Source organism: Priestia sp. D51 (assembly GCF_053345675.1).
The window spans coordinates 270,616-291,474 of record NZ_JBLTIR010000001.1 but is presented as its reverse complement, the minus strand read 5'-3'; the positions used below and the strand labels follow the sequence as shown (position 1 = coordinate 291,474).

Annotated in this window: 16 protein-coding genes, 1 other RNA gene and 1 other annotated feature; of the genes, 3 read left to right on the top strand and 14 right to left on the bottom strand. The window is 39.3% G+C overall.

Translation table 11 applies throughout. From position 1 onward, the window contains the following. Nucleotides 1–170 precede the first annotated feature (170 nt). Nucleotides 171–1,448, top strand: a complete 1,278-nt coding sequence (locus tag ACNHOZ_RS01510) for a replication-associated recombination protein A (RefSeq protein WP_048019726.1) — start codon at nt 171–173, stop codon at nt 1,446–1,448. A gap of 46 nt (nt 1,449–1,494) precedes the next feature. Here the strand turns inward: ACNHOZ_RS01510 and pstA are convergent, their stop codons facing one another. The 8 genes from pstA to ACNHOZ_RS01470 form a co-directional block, all read right to left on the bottom strand. Then, complete coding sequence (gene pstA / locus ACNHOZ_RS01505; RefSeq protein ID WP_025750576.1) at nt 1,495–2,424, bottom strand: phosphate ABC transporter permease PstA; 930 nt, start codon at nt 2,422–2,424, stop codon at nt 1,495–1,497. Next, nucleotides 2,421–3,308, bottom strand: coding sequence for a phosphate ABC transporter permease subunit PstC (gene pstC / locus ACNHOZ_RS01500; protein ID WP_013059300.1), 888 nt, complete (start codon nt 3,306–3,308; stop codon nt 2,421–2,423). Before pstC ends, pstA begins: the two co-directional genes overlap by 4 nt. A 124-nt stretch (nt 3,309–3,432) precedes the next feature. Continuing rightward, nucleotides 3,433–4,317, bottom strand: a complete 885-nt coding sequence (locus tag ACNHOZ_RS01495; protein ID WP_033579664.1) for a phosphate ABC transporter substrate-binding protein PstS family protein — start codon at nt 4,315–4,317, stop codon at nt 3,433–3,435. A 422-nt stretch (nt 4,318–4,739) separates the two neighbouring features. Beyond that, nucleotides 4,740–5,504, bottom strand: coding sequence for a tRNA threonylcarbamoyladenosine dehydratase (locus tag ACNHOZ_RS01490; RefSeq protein ID WP_447697038.1), 765 nt, complete (start codon nt 5,502–5,504; stop codon nt 4,740–4,742). 162 nt (nt 5,505–5,666) lie between these two features. Then, nucleotides 5,667–5,848, bottom strand: a non-coding RNA gene (gene ssrS, locus ACNHOZ_RS01485) — 6S RNA. 119 nt (nt 5,849–5,967) lie between these two features. After that, nucleotides 5,968–7,746 carry an aspartate--tRNA ligase gene (gene aspS, locus ACNHOZ_RS01480; RefSeq protein WP_013059303.1) on the bottom strand — a complete coding sequence of 593 codons (1,779 nt, stop codon included), beginning with the start codon at nt 7,744–7,746 and terminating at the stop codon, nt 5,968–5,970. A 12-nt stretch (nt 7,747–7,758) separates the two neighbouring features. Next, a complete protein-coding gene (hisS, locus tag ACNHOZ_RS01475; RefSeq protein ID WP_028410586.1) occupies nt 7,759–9,027 on the bottom strand; it encodes a histidine--tRNA ligase in 1,269 nt (422 codons plus the stop codon). 68 nt (nt 9,028–9,095) lie between these two features. Further along, nucleotides 9,096–9,328: a binding site (T-box leader), on the bottom strand. 87 nt (nt 9,329–9,415) lie between these two features. Continuing rightward, a complete protein-coding gene (locus ACNHOZ_RS01470) occupies nt 9,416–9,592 on the bottom strand; it encodes a hypothetical protein (RefSeq protein WP_013059305.1) in 177 nt (58 codons plus the stop codon). 166 nt (nt 9,593–9,758) lie between these two features. On the opposite strand from ACNHOZ_RS01470, the gene ACNHOZ_RS01465 reads away from it, so the two are divergent. Next, nucleotides 9,759–10,649 carry an N-acetylmuramoyl-L-alanine amidase gene (locus tag ACNHOZ_RS01465; RefSeq protein ID WP_255905701.1) on the top strand — a complete coding sequence of 297 codons (891 nt, stop codon included), beginning with the start codon at nt 9,759–9,761 and terminating at the stop codon, nt 10,647–10,649. Here the strand turns inward: ACNHOZ_RS01465 and dtd are convergent. The 6 genes from dtd to ACNHOZ_RS01435 form a co-directional block, all read right to left on the bottom strand. Continuing rightward, a complete protein-coding gene (dtd, locus tag ACNHOZ_RS01460; RefSeq protein ID WP_028411689.1) occupies nt 10,640–11,101 on the bottom strand; it encodes a D-aminoacyl-tRNA deacylase in 462 nt (153 codons plus the stop codon). The two genes, ACNHOZ_RS01465 and dtd, sit on opposite strands and share 10 nt — an antisense overlap. A 15-nt stretch (nt 11,102–11,116) precedes the next feature. After that, complete coding sequence (locus tag ACNHOZ_RS01455) at nt 11,117–13,315, bottom strand: RelA/SpoT family protein (RefSeq protein ID WP_013059308.1); 2,199 nt, start codon at nt 13,313–13,315, stop codon at nt 11,117–11,119. Between the two features lie 185 nt (nt 13,316–13,500). Continuing rightward, complete coding sequence (locus ACNHOZ_RS01450) at nt 13,501–14,013, bottom strand: adenine phosphoribosyltransferase (protein WP_013059309.1); 513 nt, start codon at nt 14,011–14,013, stop codon at nt 13,501–13,503. 15 nt (nt 14,014–14,028) lie between these two features. Beyond that, complete coding sequence (gene recJ / locus ACNHOZ_RS01445) at nt 14,029–16,371, bottom strand: single-stranded-DNA-specific exonuclease RecJ (protein WP_255905702.1); 2,343 nt, start codon at nt 16,369–16,371, stop codon at nt 14,029–14,031. Between the two features lie 140 nt (nt 16,372–16,511). Then, a complete protein-coding gene (gene secDF, locus ACNHOZ_RS01440) occupies nt 16,512–18,749 on the bottom strand; it encodes a protein translocase subunit SecDF (protein WP_047749810.1) in 2,238 nt (745 codons plus the stop codon). 137 nt (nt 18,750–18,886) lie between these two features. Next, nucleotides 18,887–19,180: a post-transcriptional regulator gene (locus ACNHOZ_RS01435; RefSeq protein WP_028411692.1), complete on the bottom strand. Its 294-nt coding sequence runs from the start codon at nt 19,178–19,180 to the stop codon at nt 18,887–18,889. A 64-nt stretch (nt 19,181–19,244) separates the two neighbouring features. On the opposite strand from ACNHOZ_RS01435, the gene spoVB reads away from it, so the two are divergent. Next, nucleotides 19,245–20,855: a stage V sporulation protein B gene (spoVB, locus tag ACNHOZ_RS01430; RefSeq protein WP_028411693.1), complete on the top strand. Its 1,611-nt coding sequence runs from the start codon at nt 19,245–19,247 to the stop codon at nt 20,853–20,855. The last annotated feature ends 4 nt before the right edge of the window (nt 20,856–20,859 follow it).

Here is a 20,859-nt window from a genome sequence, read left to right as displayed (position 1 = left end):
TTGTCACTGAATGCTGTGATGAGTCGTTTTTTACTAAGCTATATGAACTTCTCTATACGCGTTTCTTGCAAATGTAACTGTTGATATTATAACATACTATGCCTATAAGATAAATTTCCACCACCTATTCACCTCTTGTGATACAGTGAAAGAAAAGAAAGGAGAAAAACATGTCTACAAAACCTCTCGCATTTCGAATGCGTCCGACTCATTTAGATGACGTTATCGGGCAGCAGCATTTAGTTGGCAAAGATAAAATGATTTATCGAATGGTAAAAGCAAATCACTTAAGCTCGATGATTTTATATGGGCCTCCAGGCGTCGGGAAAACAACAATTGCGACAGCTATTGCAAAAACAACCAACACGGCGTTTCGTCAGTTAAATGCCGTTGTAAACAATAAAAAAGATATGGAAATTGTCGCCGAAGAGGCCAAAATGTCAGGCAAAGTAATTCTTCTGCTAGATGAAGTTCATCGCCTTGACAAAGCCAAGCAAGACTTTTTGCTTCCTTATTTAGAAAACGGCATGATCATTCTAATCGGAGCGACAACAAGCAATCCTTATCACGCGATTAATCCTGCTATTCGAAGCAGATGCCAAATCTTCGAATTAAAATCTCTTACGCCAGATGATATCAAAATGGCGCTAACAAGAGCACTCAACGACTCATCCAATGGATTTGGGAATAGAAAAATTGTCGTAGAAGATGACGCCATGAACCACTTTGCCAACAGCTGTAACGGTGACGTGCGCTCGGCTTTGAATGCTCTGGAACTAGCTGTTTTATCAACAAGTGAAAGCGATGGTAAAATCGTTATTACCTTACAAACGGCAGAAGAATGTCTGCAGCAAAAGTATTTTTCACATGATAAAAATGGTGACGCTCACTATGATGTATTATCGGCTTTTCAAAAATCGATTCGCGGGAGCGACGTAAATGCCGCTCTTCATTATTTGGGACGGCTAATTGAAGCAGGAGACTTGATCAGCATCAATCGTCGCCTTTTAGTCATTGCCTATGAAGACATTGGACTAGCTGATCCGGATGCCGGCATGAGGACACTAGCAGCTATTCAAGCAACTGAGCGATTAGGACTTCCAGAAGCACGCATCCCGCTTGCAAACGCCGTTATTGAGCTTTGCCTATCACCGAAGTCCAACGCTGCTTACAAAGCATTAGATGAAGCGATAAGTGATATTAAAAAAGGGTTGTCCGGCGACGTTCCCATTCATTTGAAGGATGCTCATTACAAAGGAGCAGAGAACCTTGGACGAGGCGTTGAATATCAATACCCGCATGATTTTGATAACGGATGGGTCCTTCAACAGTATTTACCGGATCGCATCAAAAACAAACAATATTTTCATCCTAAACAAAATGGACAAGAAAAATACTTTTCAAAAGTTTTCAATCGTTTAGAGACATTAAAAAAAGAAAATGGCTGAAACTGTTGCTCAGTTTCAAAGCCATTTTCTTTTTTGTCTTTATCTATTAAGCTGCACTTTTAACGTCTTTTCGTTTTTTCGTTTTTGTTGAACCTTTAAAGTAGCTGTCTAAAAGTTTTGCTACTAAACGAGCGATGATATTAAACAACAGAACCATAATGATTAGAATAGCAGCTGACTTTGTTGCAATCAATCTCGCATCAGGTACAATTCCTTCAGAGTTTAATTTCCAAATGTGGACGGCAAGCGTCTCCGCTGGTCGAAAAATATTAAACGGGTTTACAGGACTCGTTAAGTCGGCATTTGAATTTAACATCGGCGTCGTTAAGCCAGCTGTATAAATCAGCGCAGCTGCCTCTCCAAAGATTCGTCCCGCTGTTAAAATAACGCCCGTGATAATTTGTTGAATCGCTGATGGAATCACTACTTTGACAATTGTTTGCCATTTAGTCGCACCCAAGCCTAAACTCGCTTCTTTTACACTCGCAGGAACAGATGCAATCGCACTTTCACATACGCGCGTTAAACCCGGTAAATTTAAAATTGTAATCACAAGTGCTCCGCCGATAAGCGTATAGCCCCAGCCTGAAAATGTGACGAAAATTAATAATCCAAATAAACCAACTACAATGGACGGTAATGACGCCATTGTCTCAATACATAAGCGGACGAAATTTAGGAAACGACCTTGCTTCGCGTACTCCGCTAAGTAAATTCCGGCTCCTAAACCAAGAGGAATAGAAATGATCAGCGTTAAAACAAGCATGTAAAACGAGTTAAACAGCTGCGGTCCAATACCACCACCTGCCATCGTATTGCTTGGCTTTCCAAATAAAAAGTTCGGATCCCAAAATCCCCAGCCCTTGGCGATAATTTCAACAACTAAATACACTAATAGCGCCACAACTAGAGCGGCAATGCCATAAAAAATACCTGTCCATATATTATTTACTGTGCGTGCATTTTTGTTTCTCATTGATGAGCACCTCGTTTCCCAATTGCTCGGATAATTAAAATGAACACGAAAGAAATAAGCAGTAAAATCATGGCTAACGTCCACAATGCGTTATTCCATGCCGTTCCGTTTAACGTATTAGACATATCCATTGTTAAAATACCTGTTAATGTTGCCGTTGGGCTGTATAAGCTTTCAGGAAGCTTAACCGTATTTCCGATAACCATTTGCACAGCTAGCGCTTCTCCGAATGCACGGGCAAGCCCTAACACGATACCTGTTAAAATACCTGTTTTAGCAGATGGAATAATAACTCGGCTAATTGCCTGCCATCTTGTTGAACCTAGTCCATAAGAAGCTTCTAAATATTCAGGTGCTACGCTTCGAATTGCATCGTCAGCAATACTTGCAATTGTCGGAAGAATCATGACGCTTAAGACAATAATTCCGGCAATCAAACTAAAGCCCACTCCGCCGAAGTTATCGCGAAGAAGCGGCACTAAAATGGTAACCCCTAAAAGGCCGTATACCACTGAAGGAACTCCGACTAAAAGCTCTAAAACCGGTCGTAAAACCGTTGACCCAAATTTAGGCGAAATATAGTTGTTAAAAATGGCAATAGCAATTCCAATTGGAGCACTTATAATAACGGCTCCGATTGATACAAGCATTGAACCCAGAATAAACACAAGTGCCCCGTATTCTTTATTGTTTGGGCTCCATTTTGTTGAAGTCAACATTTCACCGATTGATATATTGCTTTGTAAAAATGACTGTATGCCTTTTTCACAAATAAATACGATAATAGCTAACGTAACAAGTACAATTAAAATACCGCAAAATGTAGAAAGCGTACGGCCAATGTATTCGCTTTTTACATAATTAATGGATTTTTTCCCCTTCATCGCTCTGTCTCCTTACATATTCAGTATATATTCGCTTTTCTTTTTATTTGCTATATACTTTATTAACATTCAAATAGAATAAGACTGACTGTGTTAGTCAGCCCTATTCTTTTTAAAAACACTTTTATTTTTTGAATTCAGTCATTGGGATATAGCCCATATCTTCTACTTGCTTAGCAAAGTCTTTACCAGATACATAATCAATGTACTCTTTTGCACCATCTTTTGGCTCACCGTTTGTAATCATGTACTCATAAGACCAGAACGGATATTTTTTAGAAACAATATTTTCTGTTGTTGGCTCCACACCATCAATATTAAGCATTTTTAAACTTTCTTTTTTATCGCCAATTAAATACGACATAGCAAGGTAACTTACTGCTCCTGGAGTTGAGTTTACTGATTGCTCAACCGCTCCGTTTGAATCTTGAGCTGTACCAACGCTGTCATTTACTTTTGCGTCACCCATTAATGTTTTCTCAAATGTAGCACGTGTACCAGATGATGCTGGACGGTTGATTACGTTAATTTTTTCGTCGTTTCCGCCAACTTCTTTCCAGTTTTTAATTTCACCAGAGAAAATCTTTTGAATTTGCTCTTTTGTTAACGATTCTACTTTTACATCTTTATTTACAACAAGTGCGAACCCAATGCCCGCTACTTTCGTATCGACAAGTTTATCTGCTTTTGATTTATCTTCGATTTTATCGGCTGCTGGAACGTCAGAGTTTCCAATGTCAACTGCTCCTGATGCTACTTGGTTAACACCAGTTCCACTACCTCCACCTTGTACCGTTACTGAAAGGTTTGGATATTTTTCCGTAATTCCATTCGCTGCTTCTTCTGCAAGTGGTTGTAAAGCTGTAGATCCCGCCGCTGTTAACGTACCTGACACTTCTTCTTTGCTGCCCGAACCACTGTCGTTGCTTGCTCCGTCTTTACCACATGCTGCTAGTGCTCCTACCATTAAAAAAGCTGCTAATGTTACTTTAAAACCCTTTGTTTTCATTACATTACCCTCCAATAAATATATGTGTAATTAGTACTAGTCCTTTGTACTCGAACAACAGGTACAAGACACATTATACGAGTAGATTGTTGTCTTTATATGAAGTGAATTTTAAGTTACTGTAAACTTACTTATTTGGGGTTTATTTTTTCTTATTTCTATCAAAACCCTTGATATATAAGACTTTCTGAATATTACTGTAGAAGATACAACAGAAAGAAAGCCAAAACGTAAATTTTATGTAAATAAAGCGTTAAATAAATTTACATAAATCTCTTTTTTTACTACAGTGTAAATTCACCATCAAGCCATATTTTTCAATTTATTAGTACTTTTTATACATATCAAACAGAAGATTCCATCCAAAGCATAAATAGAATAGATATTTCCATAAAAAAAAGAAGGCTGCGATAGCCTTCTTTTTATTGATCACCTACGCGGCGAATCTTAATATTACTTAATAATTCATTGATAACATGACCGCCCATAATTAATCCCGCTACAGATGGAACAAAAGCATTAGAAGATGGGGGCATTTTCGCTTTTCGAATTTGCGCTTGATCGTTTCCTACTTCTTTGCGAACTTCTTCGCGAATAACGATTGGACGTTCATCAGAAAAAACGACGTTAATTCCTTTGCGAATTCCTTCTTTACGCAGACGAGTACGAACCACTTTTGCAATCGGATCTGTATGCGTCTTTGAAATGTCTGCAATTTTAAAACGTGTTGGATCCATTTTATTCGCAGCACCCATACTTGAAATAATCGGAATATCATGTTTTAAACATTCTTTCATTAAATGAATTTTATACGAAATCGTATCGGATGCATCCACTACAAAGTCCGGTTTGTAACTAAAGAACTCTTCATACGTTTCTTCCGTATAAAACATTTGAAGAGAAACGACGTCACAGTCTGGGTTAATATCCAAAATACGCTGTTTCATTAATTCTGTCTTGGGCTGACCTACCGTCGAAAGCAGCGCATGAATTTGACGATTTACGTTTGTAATATCAACATCGTCTTTATCTACAAGAATTAAACGACCTACTCCTGACCGAGCCAAAGCCTCAGCAGAAAACGACCCTACTCCTCCTATCCCTAAAATAGCAACCGTGCTGCCTTTTAAAGTAGCTAACCCTTCTTTTCCTATCGCCAGTTCATTACGCGAAAACTGATGCAACATGTTAAAACACTCCTCTATTAAATACACCAACGTGTATGATTAATTCAAATAAACAACGAAATTGACTATACCATATTTTTAGCAAAACGAACATGAGCATTCGTTATTTCTCCATAAAAAAACTCTATGCAAATCATTACATAGAGGATTTCTTATATGTATGCTAGTCCCGATCGTGCCGTCTCGAGTGCCTTCGTTTTGAACCCGCTCTCGGCAGGTGGGTGCTCTGCTTTAACCATTGTAAGTCCTCGAGATGAGGCATGTACGCTCGTTAAAAACTCCGAGCTCCCAAGCAAAAAATTGTTCGGTCAAAACTGGATTAAGGACGAACACATCAGGACTATTTAGTTCTTGAAAGTATCTTATCACAGAAAAAATCACTTTGCAATTAATAAGTAAAACAAAAAAAATCGAGCCTGTCGTGCTCCCGTGACAGGCTCGATTTAACAGATGGTTTAATCGATTACGCTTCTGTTTTTTGCTTTTTTACCTGCAAATGCAGCTCGTCTAATTGCGCTTCACTTACTTCACCAGGTGCGTTTGTTAATAGACAGCTTGCACTTGCTGTTTTAGGGAAGGCAATTGTATCGCGCAAGTTTGTGCGTCCTGCTAAAAGCATAACCAAACGGTCAAGACCTAACGCAATTCCGCCGTGAGGAGGAGTACCGTATTCAAATGCTTCAAGTAAGAAACCGAACTGCTCATATGCTTCTTCTAATGTAAATCCAAGCGTTTTAAACATTTTTTCTTGAATATCACGCTCATAAATACGTAAAGATCCTCCGCCAAGTTCGTAACCATTCAACACTAAGTCATATGCTTGTGCACGGACTTGTCCAGGATCGCTTTCTAACATTGGTAAATCTTCACGAACTGGCATTGTGAATGGATGATGAGCCGCGTAGTAACGGTTGTCTTCTTCGTCATGCTCAAGAAGAGGCCAATCTGTTACCCATAGGAAGTTAAATTTCGTTTCATCAATAATCCCTTGTTCTTTTGCAAGCTTTAGACGAAGAGCGCCAAGTGCATCTGCTACAACTGACTTTTTATCAGCTACAAATAAAAGTAAATCTCCTTCTTCCGTTTGAAGAGCTTCAGCAAATTGCTTTTGCTCATCTTCGTTGAAGAATTTTGCAATAGGTCCTTTTAAGCCGTCTGCTTCAACTTTCAGCCATGCTAACCCTTTAGCACCGTAAATTTTCACGAACTCTGTTAAAGCATCGATATCTTTACGTGAATAGCTAGAAGCGGCACCTTTTACGTTAATCGCTTTTACTTCTCCGCCGTTTTCAACTGCTGCGCTAAATACTTTAAACCCGCAGTCTTTCACAAGCTCTGATAAGTTGACTAGCTCCATTTCAAAACGTGTATCCGGCTTATCTGAACCATAGCGGCTCATCGCTTCATCATACGACATGCGCGGGAAAGGCGTCGTTACATCTAAATCTTTTACGCGCTTCATTACTTTAGACATCATTTCTTCCGTCATTGTCATGATGTCCTCTTGAGATAAAAATGATGTTTCAATATCGATTTGAGTAAATTCAGGCTGACGATCTGCACGCAAGTCCTCATCGCGGAAACAGCGAGCAATTTGATAATAACGCTCAACTCCGCTTACCATTAACAGTTGCTTAAAGATTTGCGGTGATTGAGGAAGAGCATAAAACTCACCTTCGTGTACGCGGCTCGGCACAAGATAATCACGTGCACCTTCTGGCGTGCTTTTTGTTAAAATAGGTGTTTCAACATCTAAAAAGTCATTTTGATCTAAGAAGTCGCGAATTGTTTTTGTAATGTCATTGCGCATTTTAAGCGTGTTAAACATTTCAGAACGTCGAAGATCTAAATAACGATATTTTAATCGAACATCTTCTGATACTTCCGTTTGATCCGCAATGGCAAAAGGAGGTGTTTTGGCTTTATTCAACACTGTAATTTGCTCAGCGTGAACTTCAATTTTACCTGTTTTTAAGTTCGGGTTAACGGTTCCCTCTTCACGAGCTACAACAGTTCCCTGCACTTCCAGTACGAATTCATTACGTACATCTTCAGCAATTTTTAGCGCTTCAGCAGATTTTTCAGGATTAAATACAACTTGCACAACTCCGCCGCGGTCGCGTAAATCAATAAAAATTAATCCGCCTAAATCACGGCGCTTTTGAACCCATCCTTTTAATAGAACTGTTTCGCCAGTTGCTTGTTCTGTTACATCTCCACAGTAGTATGAACGTTTTGTCATCATGGTTCCCCCTTATACTTGTTCCTGCAAATAGCTAACCAATTGATCAATTGATACTTCTTGCTGTTCGCCAGATTCCATATTCTTTACGTTTACAACTTGTTTTGCTAGCTCATCTTCACCTAGAACAACAACAAATTTTGCTTGTACACGATCGGCTGCTTTGAACTGAGCTTTCATTTTTTTATCTTGATAATCTTTATCTGCTACAAAACCTGCACGTCGAAGCGTATTTACAATTGAAACAGATTTTTCTTTCGCCTCATCGCCCATTGTCACTACATAGCAATCTACGCCAGTTTCTACCGGAAGCTCAATTCCTTCTGCTTCCAATGCAGATAATAAGCGTTCAATGCTTAAAGCGAATCCAATACCTGGTGTTTCAGGTCCGCCGATTTCTTGAATCAGCCCATTATAACGGCCTCCGCCGCAAAGAGTTGTAATGGCGCCAAATCCTTCTGCTTCACTCATTAGTTCAAATGCTGTGTGATTATAATAATCTAACCCGCGTACTAGCGTCGGATCTACAACATAGTCAATGTCTAAATCGGTTAAGTACTGCTGTACTTTTTCAAAATATTCTTTTGAATAGTCGTTTAAATAATCAAGAATAGACGGCGCTGTAGCCATCAGTTCATGGTCACGATCTTTTTTACAATCTAAAATACGAAGAGGATTTTTCTCCAATCGGCTTTGACAGTCGCTGCAAAACTCTCCGATGCGAGGTGCAAAGTGATCGATAAGTGCTTGACGGTGAGCTTGACGACTTTCTGTATCTCCTAGACTGTTAACAACCAGCTTTAATTTTTTTAATCCAAGCGATTGGTAAAAGCTCATTAACAAGGCAAGAACTTCAGCGTCGATAGCTGGATCATTTACCCCTAATGCTTCTACGCCAAACTGAACGAATTGACGGAAACGTCCCGCTTGAGGTCGTTCATAACGAAACATAGGACCGATATAAAACAGCTTTGTTGGCTGCGTTGGATTTCCAAACATTTTATTTGAAACAAATGATCGTCCAACTGCAGCTGTTCCTTCTGGACGAAGTGTTAAGCTGCGGTCGCCTCGATCCTTAAATGTGTACATTTCTTTTTGCACGATATCCGTTGTTTCTCCCACTCCGCGCAAAAATAATTCAGTGTGTTCAAACATTGGTGTACGAATTTCTTGGTAGTTGAACGCACGGCAGATTTCTCTTGCTCGCTGTTCAACAAACTGCCAATATTCTACTTTGCCCGGTAAAATATCTTGTGTGCCTCTAGGTATTTGAACTGACATAACGTGATATGCCTCCTATATTTAAAATTTACAATACAAAAAAACTCTCGCCTCTACTATTTTTCCATAGTAGGGACGAGAGTTAATCTCACGTGGTACCACCCTAATTGAAACATATGACATGTTTCCACTCATTTCGTTAACGCACGAACACGTTCATCTCCTACTAAGTTTCCCTTTTCAGAGTGAAGCCTCCTGAGTGTTCTTTCATAAAGTCATCATGTAGAAATGCTTTCAGCCTAAGACATTTCCTCTCTAGCCATGTGTCATCTTTACTACTTTTCTCGATCTTTGGCTTATCAATATAAAAATGTTATACATTCATTTTAATTTAGCAATTGCTTTCTATATTACGAATGAAATGAGCAGTTGTCAAGCACCTTTCATGTTAAGAGCGGTCTAATTGTTTTCTTAGTTTCTGAATATCTCGAAGCGTTAAACCAAATTCAGAAGCCAATTCAAGGGATGAGGCTTCACTTTCTCTATCAATAAAATCATGAAAATGAATGCCAAATACCGGATTTACCTGCTGAAATGATTGTTCACCTTTTTCACTAAACTTCATCGTTTCTTCCTCCCTGCCTACACTTACTTATCCTTTTATTAGCATTGCCCAAAAAAGATGTTTTTACATAAGAGAAAGGATTTTTTTTCTTTTCATCGAATACTCTATTTTGTTATAAAAAGGAGGTCTATCTATTCGCCATCTTAACATGAAGTCTGTATCTGTTTTGGCTGCAAGTATCCTTTTGTTACTGTGCTCTTCCTCATTTGAGCGCCCAAATGTACCGGTGCATCAACCCATTGTTGTAACAGCTGACTCTCTTCATGTACGCAGCGGTCCAGGACGTTCATTTTCAATTACAAATAAATTGACGAAGAATACAAGACTATCCGTTTCAGACCGTCAAGGAGATTGGTATTATGTAGAAAGCTCGGGTATTCAAGGCTGGGTGTTTAAAAAATTCACGAAAACCGTAGCGCTCCGCAGCGTTCAGCCTAGCATGCAAGTAGCGCAGCGCCAGCCTGTTTATACGCTGAGTAAAAGCTTGCAGCACCTAAAGGGCAAAACCATTATTATTGATGCAGGCCATGGAGGAAAAGACAAAGGAGCCATCGGCACACAGGGCACATATGAAAAAGATCTCACTCTCCGAACAGCGCTGATTTTACAAAACAAACTTCAAAAAGAAGGCGCACACGTCATTTTAACCCGCACCCGTGATGAGTACGTTCTGCTTTCACAGCGCACGCTGCAATCGACTAAAGCAGATGCTTTTATAAGCGTTCACTACAACAGTACGAACAGCTCACAGCTAACTGGCCTTATGACGTATTATTATCATTATCATCAGCATCAGGACAGTCCACTCACACATTCTATTCATCAGTCACTCATTGAACATGCAAAATTGAAAGACAAAGGAGAACGATTTGGAAACTATTATGTTCTTCGCGAAAATACACGTCCGAGTACATTAATTGAACTGGGCTTTTTAAGCAACGAACGGGAAGAAACGTATATTAATTCCATCAGTTATCAGCAAATGATTACATCCGCTATCGCTGAAGGATTAAATCACTACTTTCAAAACAAAGAAAAAACGCAGACTCATCTGTGAGCCTGCGTTTTTTCTTTGCTTTCTACAATAAGTGTGACCGGTCCGTCATTCGTAAATGATACGTCCATCATTTCGCCAAATGCGCCGGTTTCTACTCGAATATTTTTTCCTGATAATACTTTATTAAAATAGTTGTAAATCGTTACAGCATGATCTGGCCTAGCAGCTTCCATAAAGTTTGGTCTTCTGCCTTTTCGGCAATCTCCGTAAAGCGTAAATTGAGATACCGATAAAATTTCTCCTTCTACATCTAGAAGCGACAAATTCATTTTGCCAGACTCATCTTCAAACACTCGCAAATTTACAATTTTGTCTGCTACATACTCTGCATCGGCTTCAGTATCCTCGTGGGTAATACCGACTAAAAGCATATATCCGTGCTCTATCTCACCGACCGTCTCGCCTGCAACAGTTACTTTTGCATTCTTTGCTCTTTGTACGACTACTCTCATGTATAACGACCTTTCTTAATGCATAATTCGGCGAACTGAATAAATGTCTCGAAGCTGCTTAATGCGCTCGACCACTTTATGAAGATGACTGATGTTATGAATAGAAATTGACATATGAATCGTAGCCATTTTGTTTCGGTCCGATTTTCCTGAAACGGCTGAAATATTCGTTTTAGTCTCGTTTACAACCTGCAGAACTTCATTTAGTAAGCCTCGACGGTCGTAGCCCGAAATTTCAATTTCCACATTAAACTCTTTGCCTTCTTTAATATGTGTTTCCCACTCTACAGGAATAAGACGGCTTTCAGCATCATCTGTGTGAACGTTTAAACAATCTGCTCTATGAACAGATACTCCCCGCCCCTTTGTAATAAAACCAACAATCTCATCTCCGGGAACTGGATTACAGCATTTAGACAAGCGAATCAGCATGTTCTCTACACCCGGTACGATAACACCGGAATCTTTTCGTTTATGCTGGCGAACACGTTTAGCCGCAGTGTCGCGTGCAATGTCATCAATTTGGATCTCTTGTTCTTGATCGCGCTGCTTTCTCCACTTCTCGGTTAAACGATTAGCTACTTGAGCCGCAGTTAATCCGTTATATCCAATAGCTGCATACATATCATCTTCATTTGAGAAATTAAACTTCTCCGCTACTCGTTTGATATTATCAGCTGTTAATACTTCTTTTAAGTCAAACTCCATTTGACGAATTTCTTTTTCAACCAGCTCTTTGCCTTTTTCAATATTTTCATCGCGGCTTTGCTTTTTAAAGAATTGGCGAATTTTATTTTTGGCTTGAGACGTTTGAGCAAGCTTTAACCAGTCCTTGCTTGGACCATATGAATGCTTAGACGTCAAAATTTCGATAATGTCCCCCGTTTTCAAACGGTAATCAAGCGTAACCATCTTGCCGTTGACTTTTGCTCCAATGGTTTTATTTCCGATTTCAGAATGAATACGATAGGAAAAATCAATTGGAACAGAACCCGAAGGAAGCTCAATGACGTCGCCTTTTGGCGTAAAAATATAAACCATGTCAGAAAACAAATCAACTTTTAGAGATTCCATAAACTCTTCTGCATCGTTTGCATCATTTTGAAATTCTAAAATTTCTCTAAACCACGTTAACTTTTCTTCAAATGAAGCATGCTCAGCTGTTTTTCCCTCTTTGTAAGCCCAGTGAGCAGCAATTCCATACTCAGCAATTTGGTGCATGTCAAATGTTCGAATTTGAACTTCTAACGGATCACCTTTTGGTCCGATAACCGTCGTATGAAGAGACTGGTACATATTTTGTTTTGGCATCGCAATATAATCTTTGAAACGTCCTGGCATTGGTTTCCAGCACGTGTGAATAATCCCTAACACCGCATAGCAGTCTTTAATGCTATTTACAATAATGCGCACAGCTAGTAAATCGTAAATTTCATTAAACTGCTTGTTTTGCAGTGCCATTTTACGATAAATGGAATAAATATGTTTTGGACGTCCTGAAATTTCAACTTTAATCGACACTTCATCTACTTGCTCACGAACTTCATCAATAACTTCAGCCAAATATTGCTCGCGTTCCGCACGCTTTTTCTTCATCAAATTGACAATGCGATAATATTGCTGAGGATTTAAGTAACGTAAAGCTGTATCTTCAAGCTCCCACTTAATTTTTGAAATACCAAGACGATGAGCAAGAGGAGCAAAAATTTCAAGCGTTTCATTTGAAATGCGTCGCTGCTTTTCCTGCGGTAAATGCTTCAGCGTACGCATGTTATGAAGACGATCCGCAAGTTTAATCAGTATGACTCGAATATCTTGAGCCATTGCCACAAACATCTTGCGGTGATTTTCAGCCTGCTGCTCTTCTTTAGACTTATATTTAATTTTCCCAAGTTTCGTTACGCCGTCTACTAGCATTGCTACTTCTTCGTTAAAAGCTTTTTCTAAATCCTTTAGTGTTATCTCTGTATCTTCGACCACATCATGTAGAAATCCAGCTGCAATTGTTGCTGGATCCATATCTAGATCAACTAAAATTCCTGCGACTTGAATCGGGTGGATAATATATGGTTCACCCGACTTGCGATATTGTTCTTTGTGAGCTTCTTTTGCAAAATCATATGCTTTTTGTACAAAAGCCACGTCTTCTTCATTTAAATATCGCTTCGTATTGTCAATGACCTGTTCCGCTGTTAGGACTTGCTCATTTGCCATGAAATCACCTTTTATCAACTAGCATTTTTAATTCATATTGTAACTATTATCTTGAAAAAATCCAAGGATGTAAAGCCTTTGCGTCTAATTTATGAAATTTACATCATTTCCATTTTACGTATTCACGTTTTTTAACGAAAAAAGAGCACCTGTATCAGGTACTCTTTTTTATGTGATCGTTCTTCTTAATACGTCATTAATGTGAATACATCGTAACCGTCTAGTTTGTCACGGCCGTCAAGGTAAGAAAGTTCAATTAAGAACGCAGCTCCAACAACAATTCCGCCTAATTCTTCAACAAGCTTAATTGTCGCTTCAATTGTACCGCCTGTTGCTAATAAATCATCTGTAATCAACACGCGCTGACCTGGCTTAATTGCATCTTTGTGAATCGTTAATACGTCTTTACCGTATTCTAAACCGTAATCTACTTTAATTACTTCACGCGGTAATTTTCCTTCTTTACGAACAGGTGCAAAGCCGATACCTAACGCATATGCTACTGGACAACCAACGATAAATCCGCGAGCTTCCGGTCCTACGATAATATCAACTTGTTTATCATTGGCATATTTTACAATCTCATCCGTTGCGGCACGGTATGCGTCACCGTTATCCATTAATGTTGAGATATCTTTAAATGTAATACCTGGTTTTGGCCAGTCAGGTACAATTGTAATATAATCTTTAAAATTCATTCTAATGTTGCCTCCTCATTCAATCGAACGCTTAAAAATATCTTGAAATTGATTTTTAAGCTGTACATATGACGTATAAATAAAGTTTTTTTCTATTTCAATCTGCTGCTGCTTTTGGCGATAAGTCGCAGATTCTATTAAATCACGTTTCGTAGAATTTTTCACTAACGAAATTAAGCCATTGTTTATTGTAACAAATTCTAACTCAAAAAACACCTTTGCCATAAAATCAATCGTTTCTTTCGACCAGCCCTTATGAATTGCTAAATCTTCTTTGTAGCGTTTTAAATCAAAAGGACCCTTTTTCGCTAAAAAGCCGTAGAACCATTTAAAGTGATCGCGAGTTGGGATTGTATCAAAATAATGGTCTTCTTCCGTTAAGAAAATAGCGTATATCCTAGAAGGAATACCTTGGACAAACAAAGCTTCAAGCCACTTCTGTGACGGAGGCAAATCTAATAAAACGATCTGTTCTCCTGCAAACATGCATGCTTTTGCCTGTTCTTCATTTTGAATAAGAACAACATGTTCCATCGGCAGCATCGACTTGTATTTATCAATTGTTGAATCGTGAAAAGCAACAACTTTCATTTGATCTGTGAATACCTGTTCAAAGAAACGTTTGACATCAACCGCGCTGCGATAATCAAACATCTGCCACTCATCTACAGAGATATCTTCTACCATCAGCTGCGGTTTGCGCATATTGTTCCACTCATTAATAGATAGTTCACCTACTAATGATACCTTAGCTATAGGAGATACTTCATCTAATATATAGCCTAACCCAAATCCTACTGCATCAACCGATACACCGCTGTCTTCAAATACGAGTTTTAAATGATTTTTATTCGCGCCAATTTTCCGCATAGATGTTGTATGAACATCTTTAATGAGAACTTTTGGCTTCGGATTATGCATACCAAATGGAGCAAGCGCACTCATTTGTTCAATGTTTTCCAGCGTAATTTCCTCTGTTTTGCATACTGTATCAACTGATGTAATTGGAATAAAGTCCTGTTGAGTTAACACGTTGCTTGCTTGTTCATTAAGGCGTCTGCGCAGTTCTTCTACATCCTCGCTGTTTAACGTCATGCCGGCTGCCATTGGATGCCCTCCAAAATGCGGCAAAATGTCACGGCATTTAGATAAGTTCGCGAATAAGTCAAAGCCTTGGATACTTCTTGCTGAACCTTTAGCAATATGGTTTTCAGAGTCAACACTTAATACAATTGTCGGTCTGTAGAACTTTTCTACGAGCCTAGAAGCAACAATTCCAACAACGCCTGCATTCCATCCTTCTCCCTCTACAATAAGAACGCTATTTTCATCCGGAGGATACAAACTTTCAACAAATTCAACGGCTTCTTCCGTAATATCATTTACGATTTGCTGCCTTTCCTTGTTTAACGCATCAATTTCTTTAGCTAAACCTTTTGCTTCTTCAGCATTTGTTGTCATAAGCAAATGAACAGCTGGATCAGCATCTTGAAGACGTCCTACTGCATTAATGCGAGGAGCCATGGCAAATCCAATTGTATCTTCAGTAATTTCTTCGCGTTTTACTCCACATACGCTCAGCAGCGCTTCAATTCCAGTACGCTTCGTGAGCTTGAGATAGTCAAGACCTTTGCGAGCAATTAAGCGGTTTTCGTCGACTAAAGGAACTAAGTCAGCAATCGTCCCAATCACTGCTAGTTCTAACAAATGTTCCGGAAGCTCCCCTAACAGCGCATGAGCGAGTTTAAAAGCCACTCCTACACCTGCCAGTTCTTTAAATGGATATGTACTTCCCGGAAGCTTTGGATGAATAATTGCATACGCATCGGGTAAAACCGGACCCGGCTCGTGGTGATCAGTAATAATTAAATCAAAATCTAATTCACGTGCATACGCCGTTTCTTCGACTGCCGAAATACCTGTGTCTACCGTAATCACCAGCTGATAGCCGCCTGCGTTTATTTTATCAAATGCTACCTTATTCGGCCCATAACCTTCTGTAAAGCGATTAGGAATATAAAAATCAGTATCAGCGCCGAGCTGCTGTAAAGCAGATAACATAACTGAAGTACTGCTGACGCCGTCCGCATCGTAATCTCCATAGATCATAATTTTTTCATTATGATCAATTGCTTGCTGAATACGAGCTACTGCTTTGTCCATATCGTGCAATAAAAAAGGATCGTGGAACGTTTGTGCATCAACGTGTAAAAACTCACGTGCCGCTTCTACTGTTGTCATGCCTCTATTAAGTAATAACGAAGCTACTAGAGGTGTAATATTGAGGTTTTCTACAAATTCATTAACAAGTTGTTCATCACATTCTTGAACATTCCAACGTTTTTTTGACTGTAACATGTCTCTTCACCCCTTAACCCACATTATTATACTAGAGTGGATGAAATGGAGCAACGAAAGAAAATAAGCATATTTTTCTGACAGTGCGCCTTAAATTTTCACGTACAAAAAAACGTGCGAACACTTCGCACGTTTTTGAATTACTTGCTTTCTACTTCTTTTTGTTCCTCACGCTTCAACTGTTTTCCTTTCCACACAAGCCATAGCTGCGCAGCAATAAACACAGATGAATATGCACCAAGAATTAAACCTACTAACAGGGCAATTGAGAAGTTTTGAATGGACTCACTTCCGAATAGAAGAAGTGCTACAACTGCAATCACAACTGTTAACACGGTATTCATCGAACGAGTAAACGTTTCACGCAAACTTAGGTTTACGATAAACGCCAAGTCGTCAAACGTTTTGGATTTAAATTTCTGCATATTTTCACGAATGCGGTCAAACGTAACGATCGTATCGTTAATTGAGTAACCAACAATCGTCAAGACAGCGGCGATAAACGTTAAATCAACTTCTAATCTCGTTAAGCTGAAGACCGTAACGATAAAGAACGCATCATGCAACAGAGCAAGCACGGCTGCAAGCGCCATGTAAAACTCGAATCGAATCGTTACATAAATGATAATTCCGATTGAAGCAATTAAAATCGCAAGCATCGCATTTTTCGCCAGTTCTTTTCCAACCGTCGGCGAAACGGTGCTTACGTTTGGTTCAGAACCGTATTTGTCTTTAAAGTGATCTTTTAAATTGGCAATTTCTTTTTTATTCAAGACCCCAACTACACGTACGACACCCGTATCATTACTTTTTCCTGTAATAACTACGTCATCCGTTTCGATATCAAGAGACTTCATTTCACGCTGTATCTCAGCCTGCGTAACGGTATGATTTGCCGGAATCTCTATACGAGTTCCGCTCGTAAAGTCAATACCGAGGTTCAGCCTAAACACAGCAACCGAGATAATACCGATAATCACGAGCACGCTTGAGAATGTGAAGAACGCTTTACGGTATTTAACAAAGTCGATTTTATCCCAACGCGTAGGTAAAACGGTTGTGCCGTCATCTTTGCTTAAATCGTGAATTTGCTCTTTCTTTACGCCAAAGTAGCCTGGTTTTTTATCAAACCAGCGGCTGTTTACTAAAAGGCTCATTAGTAAACGAGTACCATAAACAGCAGTTACAAAGCTTAGCACAATCCCGATCATCAAAGTTGTAGCGAATCCTTTTACTGAGCTTGTACCGTAAAAGAACAGTACAAGAGCCGCTAACATTGTTGTAATATTGGCATCAAAAATGGTCGCAAGTGAACGACGATTTCCTGCCCGGTAAGCCGATATAACAGACCTTCCTGTTTTCAGTTCATCTTTAATCCGCTCGTAGGTAATAATATTCGCATCTACTGCCATACCTACGCCGAGAATAAGAGCCGCAATACCTGGAAGCGTCATAACCACGTGCATCCAGTCAAATACAACTAAGTTTAAGTAGATATAAAAACTGAGTGTAATAATGGCAATAAGCCCCGGTAAACGGTAGAAAAACAGCATGTAAAGGAAAATAATTCCGATACCGATAATACCCGCTAATATAGTTGTGTGAAGAGCTTCTTCTCCAAACTGTGCTCCAACGGATGTAGAGTATAGCTCATCCAATTTAACCGGCAGCGACCCGGCGTTTAGTAATTCCGCCAGCTGCGTTGCACTTTTCACTGTGAAGTTTCCACCTGAAATTTCAACATCTGGCTGTGTTAACACGCTGCTAACAGAAGCTGCAGACAGGTACTTCGGATTTTGTTTTGCTGATTCTTTTTGGTACGAGTCTTTTCCTTCTTCATAATCCAGCCAAATGACAATTAAATTGTTAGGTGCTGGTTTTTGAGAAAGCTCTCGCGTAATCTTTTCAAATTTTTTCGCATTTTTTAACTTTAGTGAGACGCTAGGCTGATTGCTTTGGTCAAACGATTGCTTTGCCCCGCCTTGCGCTAAGTCTGTACCATCCATCAGCACCTTATCGTTCACGTCACGGAACGTTAAGTTTGCTTGAGTTGATAACAGATCCCTAGCTTGCTTTTGATTCGTGACACCAGCTAGCTGAACACGGATGCGGTCGTTTCCTTCAATTTGAATGCTGGGCTCACTAACTCCCAGTACATCGACACGTTGACGCAGCGCTTCAACCGTGCTGTTAAGTGCCTTTTTGTCAATGACATCGCCTTTTTTAGCTGGACTGACTTTATATAAAATTTCAAATCCACCTTGAAGGTCGAGGCCAAGTTTAATATCTTTTGTAATTCCAGTCATCGTTGTTCCGATTGTACTAAACACAAGCAGTACTAAGAGGAAAAAGGCAACGATACGTCCTCTTTTAACCATCGACAGAAAATCCTCCTTCTTATGTAAAAAACATGAAATGATAACAATAGATAAATGACCAATCTAATTATCATTCATAACCTAATGTCTGTCAAATAAAGACCTTATCAAATTTTAATACATGTATTTTACAAACTCTACTTTAATAATTCTTTCCAGTCTTCTCCATTATTAACACTTGAGAACATATCAGATTTATAAGATTCAATGGTTACATAGCTCATCACCTGCGTGATCTTAACAGATAAAATATCATTTACAACTTGATGGAGAGATAGCTCCTTTTCTTTTTTCCATTTTTTCATTTCCAAATAACTCAATAAATCGTTCTCCGTTACTTCTTCATATCCAAGCATATGAAATTCTTCCATTTTGCTGGATACGACAGGCTGTATAAGTTCTTTCGAAGCTGAAATAAATGGATGTGTCATATTGATCCTCCTTTCCGTTTGACATTTTGCGTAAAATTTCTTTCTCGTATGAGGAATACTTGTCATGCTTGGACACCGACGGCGCATATATTCACTGTATAAACCTCAAGAAAGCAGTGAGTATATGTCTAAATTTTTACAGGGAACTATTATTTTAATAATTGCTGGCTTAATTACACGTGTACTCGGGTTTGTCAATCGAATTGTGGTGGCTCGAATGATTGGAGACGAAGGTGTGGGACTTTATATGATGGCGGTCCCCACGCTGGTATTAGTAATCACCTTAACACAGCTTGGGCTACCGGTTGCCATTTCAAAGTTAGTGGCAGAAGCAGAAGCTTTAGGTGACAGGCATAAAATAAAAAAAATACTTGTCGTCTCTTTAAGTATTACGTGTACGCTGAGCGTTTTATTTACGCTCGGACTAATATTATTCGCTCCCGTTGTAGCAAAAACCTTCTTTACAGATTCACGTACGATCTATCCGCTGCTTGCGATTATTCCTGTTATTCCGATCATCGCCGTGTCGTCTGTCATTCGCGGATATTTTCAAGGAAAGCAGCAAATGAAGCCCGCTGCTTATTCTCAAATTATTGAACAAGTGGTGCGAATTACGTTAATTGCTGTCTGTACAAAAGCATTTTTACCTTATGGAATTGAGTACGCCGCGGCTGGCGCTATGCTCTCTTCGGTATTTGGAGAGCTCGCTTCCCTGTTTTACATGGTGTTTATGTTCAAGCGAAAGAAGAAAATAACGGTAAGACGAAAATTTTTTGCTTCTTTACATGCGGGCAAAGATACGTTCCTTGACTTAATGCGAATCGCTCTTCCCACGACAGGAAGCCGCATGATTGGGTCAATTTCTTGGTTTTTAGAACCTATTGTAGTAGCTCAAAGTTTAGCAATTGCAGGAGTAGCGACAGCGGTAGCAACGAAGCAGTACGGAGAATTAACAGGCTTTGCACTCCCTCTCCTGATGCTGCCTTCTTTTGTAACGGTGTCTCTATCCACTTCTTTGGTTCCCGCAATCAGTGAATCTCTTGCACAGAATCAAATGAAACAAATCGAATATCGGCTTCATCAAGCTCTCCGCTTGTCGTTTGTAACAGGCGGACTGGCCGTTGTTGTTCTTTATGTATTTGCTAATCCGGTAATGGAATTGATGTATGGTTCTGACAAAGCTGCTATTTTTGTCAAAGTCATGGCGCCTTTTTTTATCTTTTATTACTTTCAAGGGCCGCTTCAAGCTGTTCTGCAGGCGCTAGACCTTGCAAAAGCCGCCATGATTAACAGTTTTATAGGAGCAGCGGTCAAAACGTCTCTTATCTTCTTACTCGCAACTCAGCCCAATCTAGGCATTATGGGAGCTGGCCTTGCAATTGTTGTGGGAATGATGCTTGTCACTCTTTTACATCTGTCTACGGTCATGAAAAAAATCACGTATAAGCTTCATGTGTTTGAGTATCTTCGCAGCTTTGCTGTAATGGGCATATCAGGCTTTATTGGACACTTTGCTTATATGAACCTTTTCACTTCCATCCCGTTAAGCTTACGAACCATTTTATCAATTGCACTGACAAGCTTTGTATATGTACTGTTTTTGCTGCTTTTTAGACTGATAACAAAAGAAGAATTAAATCGCTTTTCTGTTTTACGTTATTTTAAACGAAAATAAAACG

Coding starts and splice junctions, on each gene's coding strand:
- ACNHOZ_RS01510 (WP_048019726.1), top strand. CDS start 171: ATGTCTACAAAACCTCTCGCATTTCGAATGCGTCCGACTCATTTAGAT.
- pstA (WP_025750576.1), bottom strand. CDS start 2,424: ATGAGAAACAAAAATGCACGCACAGTAAATAATATATGGACAGGTATT.
- pstC (WP_013059300.1), bottom strand. CDS start 3,308: ATGAAGGGGAAAAAATCCATTAATTATGTAAAAAGCGAATACATTGGC.
- ACNHOZ_RS01495 (WP_033579664.1), bottom strand. CDS start 4,317: ATGAAAACAAAGGGTTTTAAAGTAACATTAGCAGCTTTTTTAATGGTA.
- ACNHOZ_RS01490 (WP_447697038.1), bottom strand. CDS start 5,504: ATGTTGCATCAGTTTTCGCGTAATGAACTGGCGATAGGAAAAGAAGGG.
- aspS (WP_013059303.1), bottom strand. CDS start 7,746: ATGACAAAACGTTCATACTACTGTGGAGATGTAACAGAACAAGCAACT.
- hisS (WP_028410586.1), bottom strand. CDS start 9,027: ATGTCAGTTCAAATACCTAGAGGCACACAAGATATTTTACCGGGCAAA.
- ACNHOZ_RS01470 (WP_013059305.1), bottom strand. CDS start 9,592: ATGAAGTTTAGTGAAAAAGGTGAACAATCATTTCAGCAGGTAAATCCG.
- dtd (WP_028411689.1), bottom strand. CDS start 11,101: ATGAGAGTAGTCGTACAAAGAGCAAAGAATGCAAAAGTAACTGTTGCA.
- ACNHOZ_RS01455 (WP_013059308.1), bottom strand. CDS start 13,315: ATGGCAAATGAGCAAGTCCTAACAGCGGAACAGGTCATTGACAATACG.
- ACNHOZ_RS01450 (WP_013059309.1), bottom strand. CDS start 14,013: ATGAATTTTAAAGATTATATTACAATTGTACCTGACTGGCCAAAACCA.
- recJ (WP_255905702.1), bottom strand. CDS start 16,371: ATGTTACAGTCAAAAAAACGTTGGAATGTTCAAGAATGTGATGAACAA.
- secDF (WP_047749810.1), bottom strand. CDS start 18,749: ATGGTTAAAAGAGGACGTATCGTTGCCTTTTTCCTCTTAGTACTGCTT.
- ACNHOZ_RS01435 (WP_028411692.1), bottom strand. CDS start 19,180: ATGACACATCCATTTATTTCAGCTTCGAAAGAACTTATACAGCCTGTC.
- spoVB (WP_028411693.1), top strand. CDS start 19,245: ATGCTTGGACACCGACGGCGCATATATTCACTGTATAAACCTCAAGAA.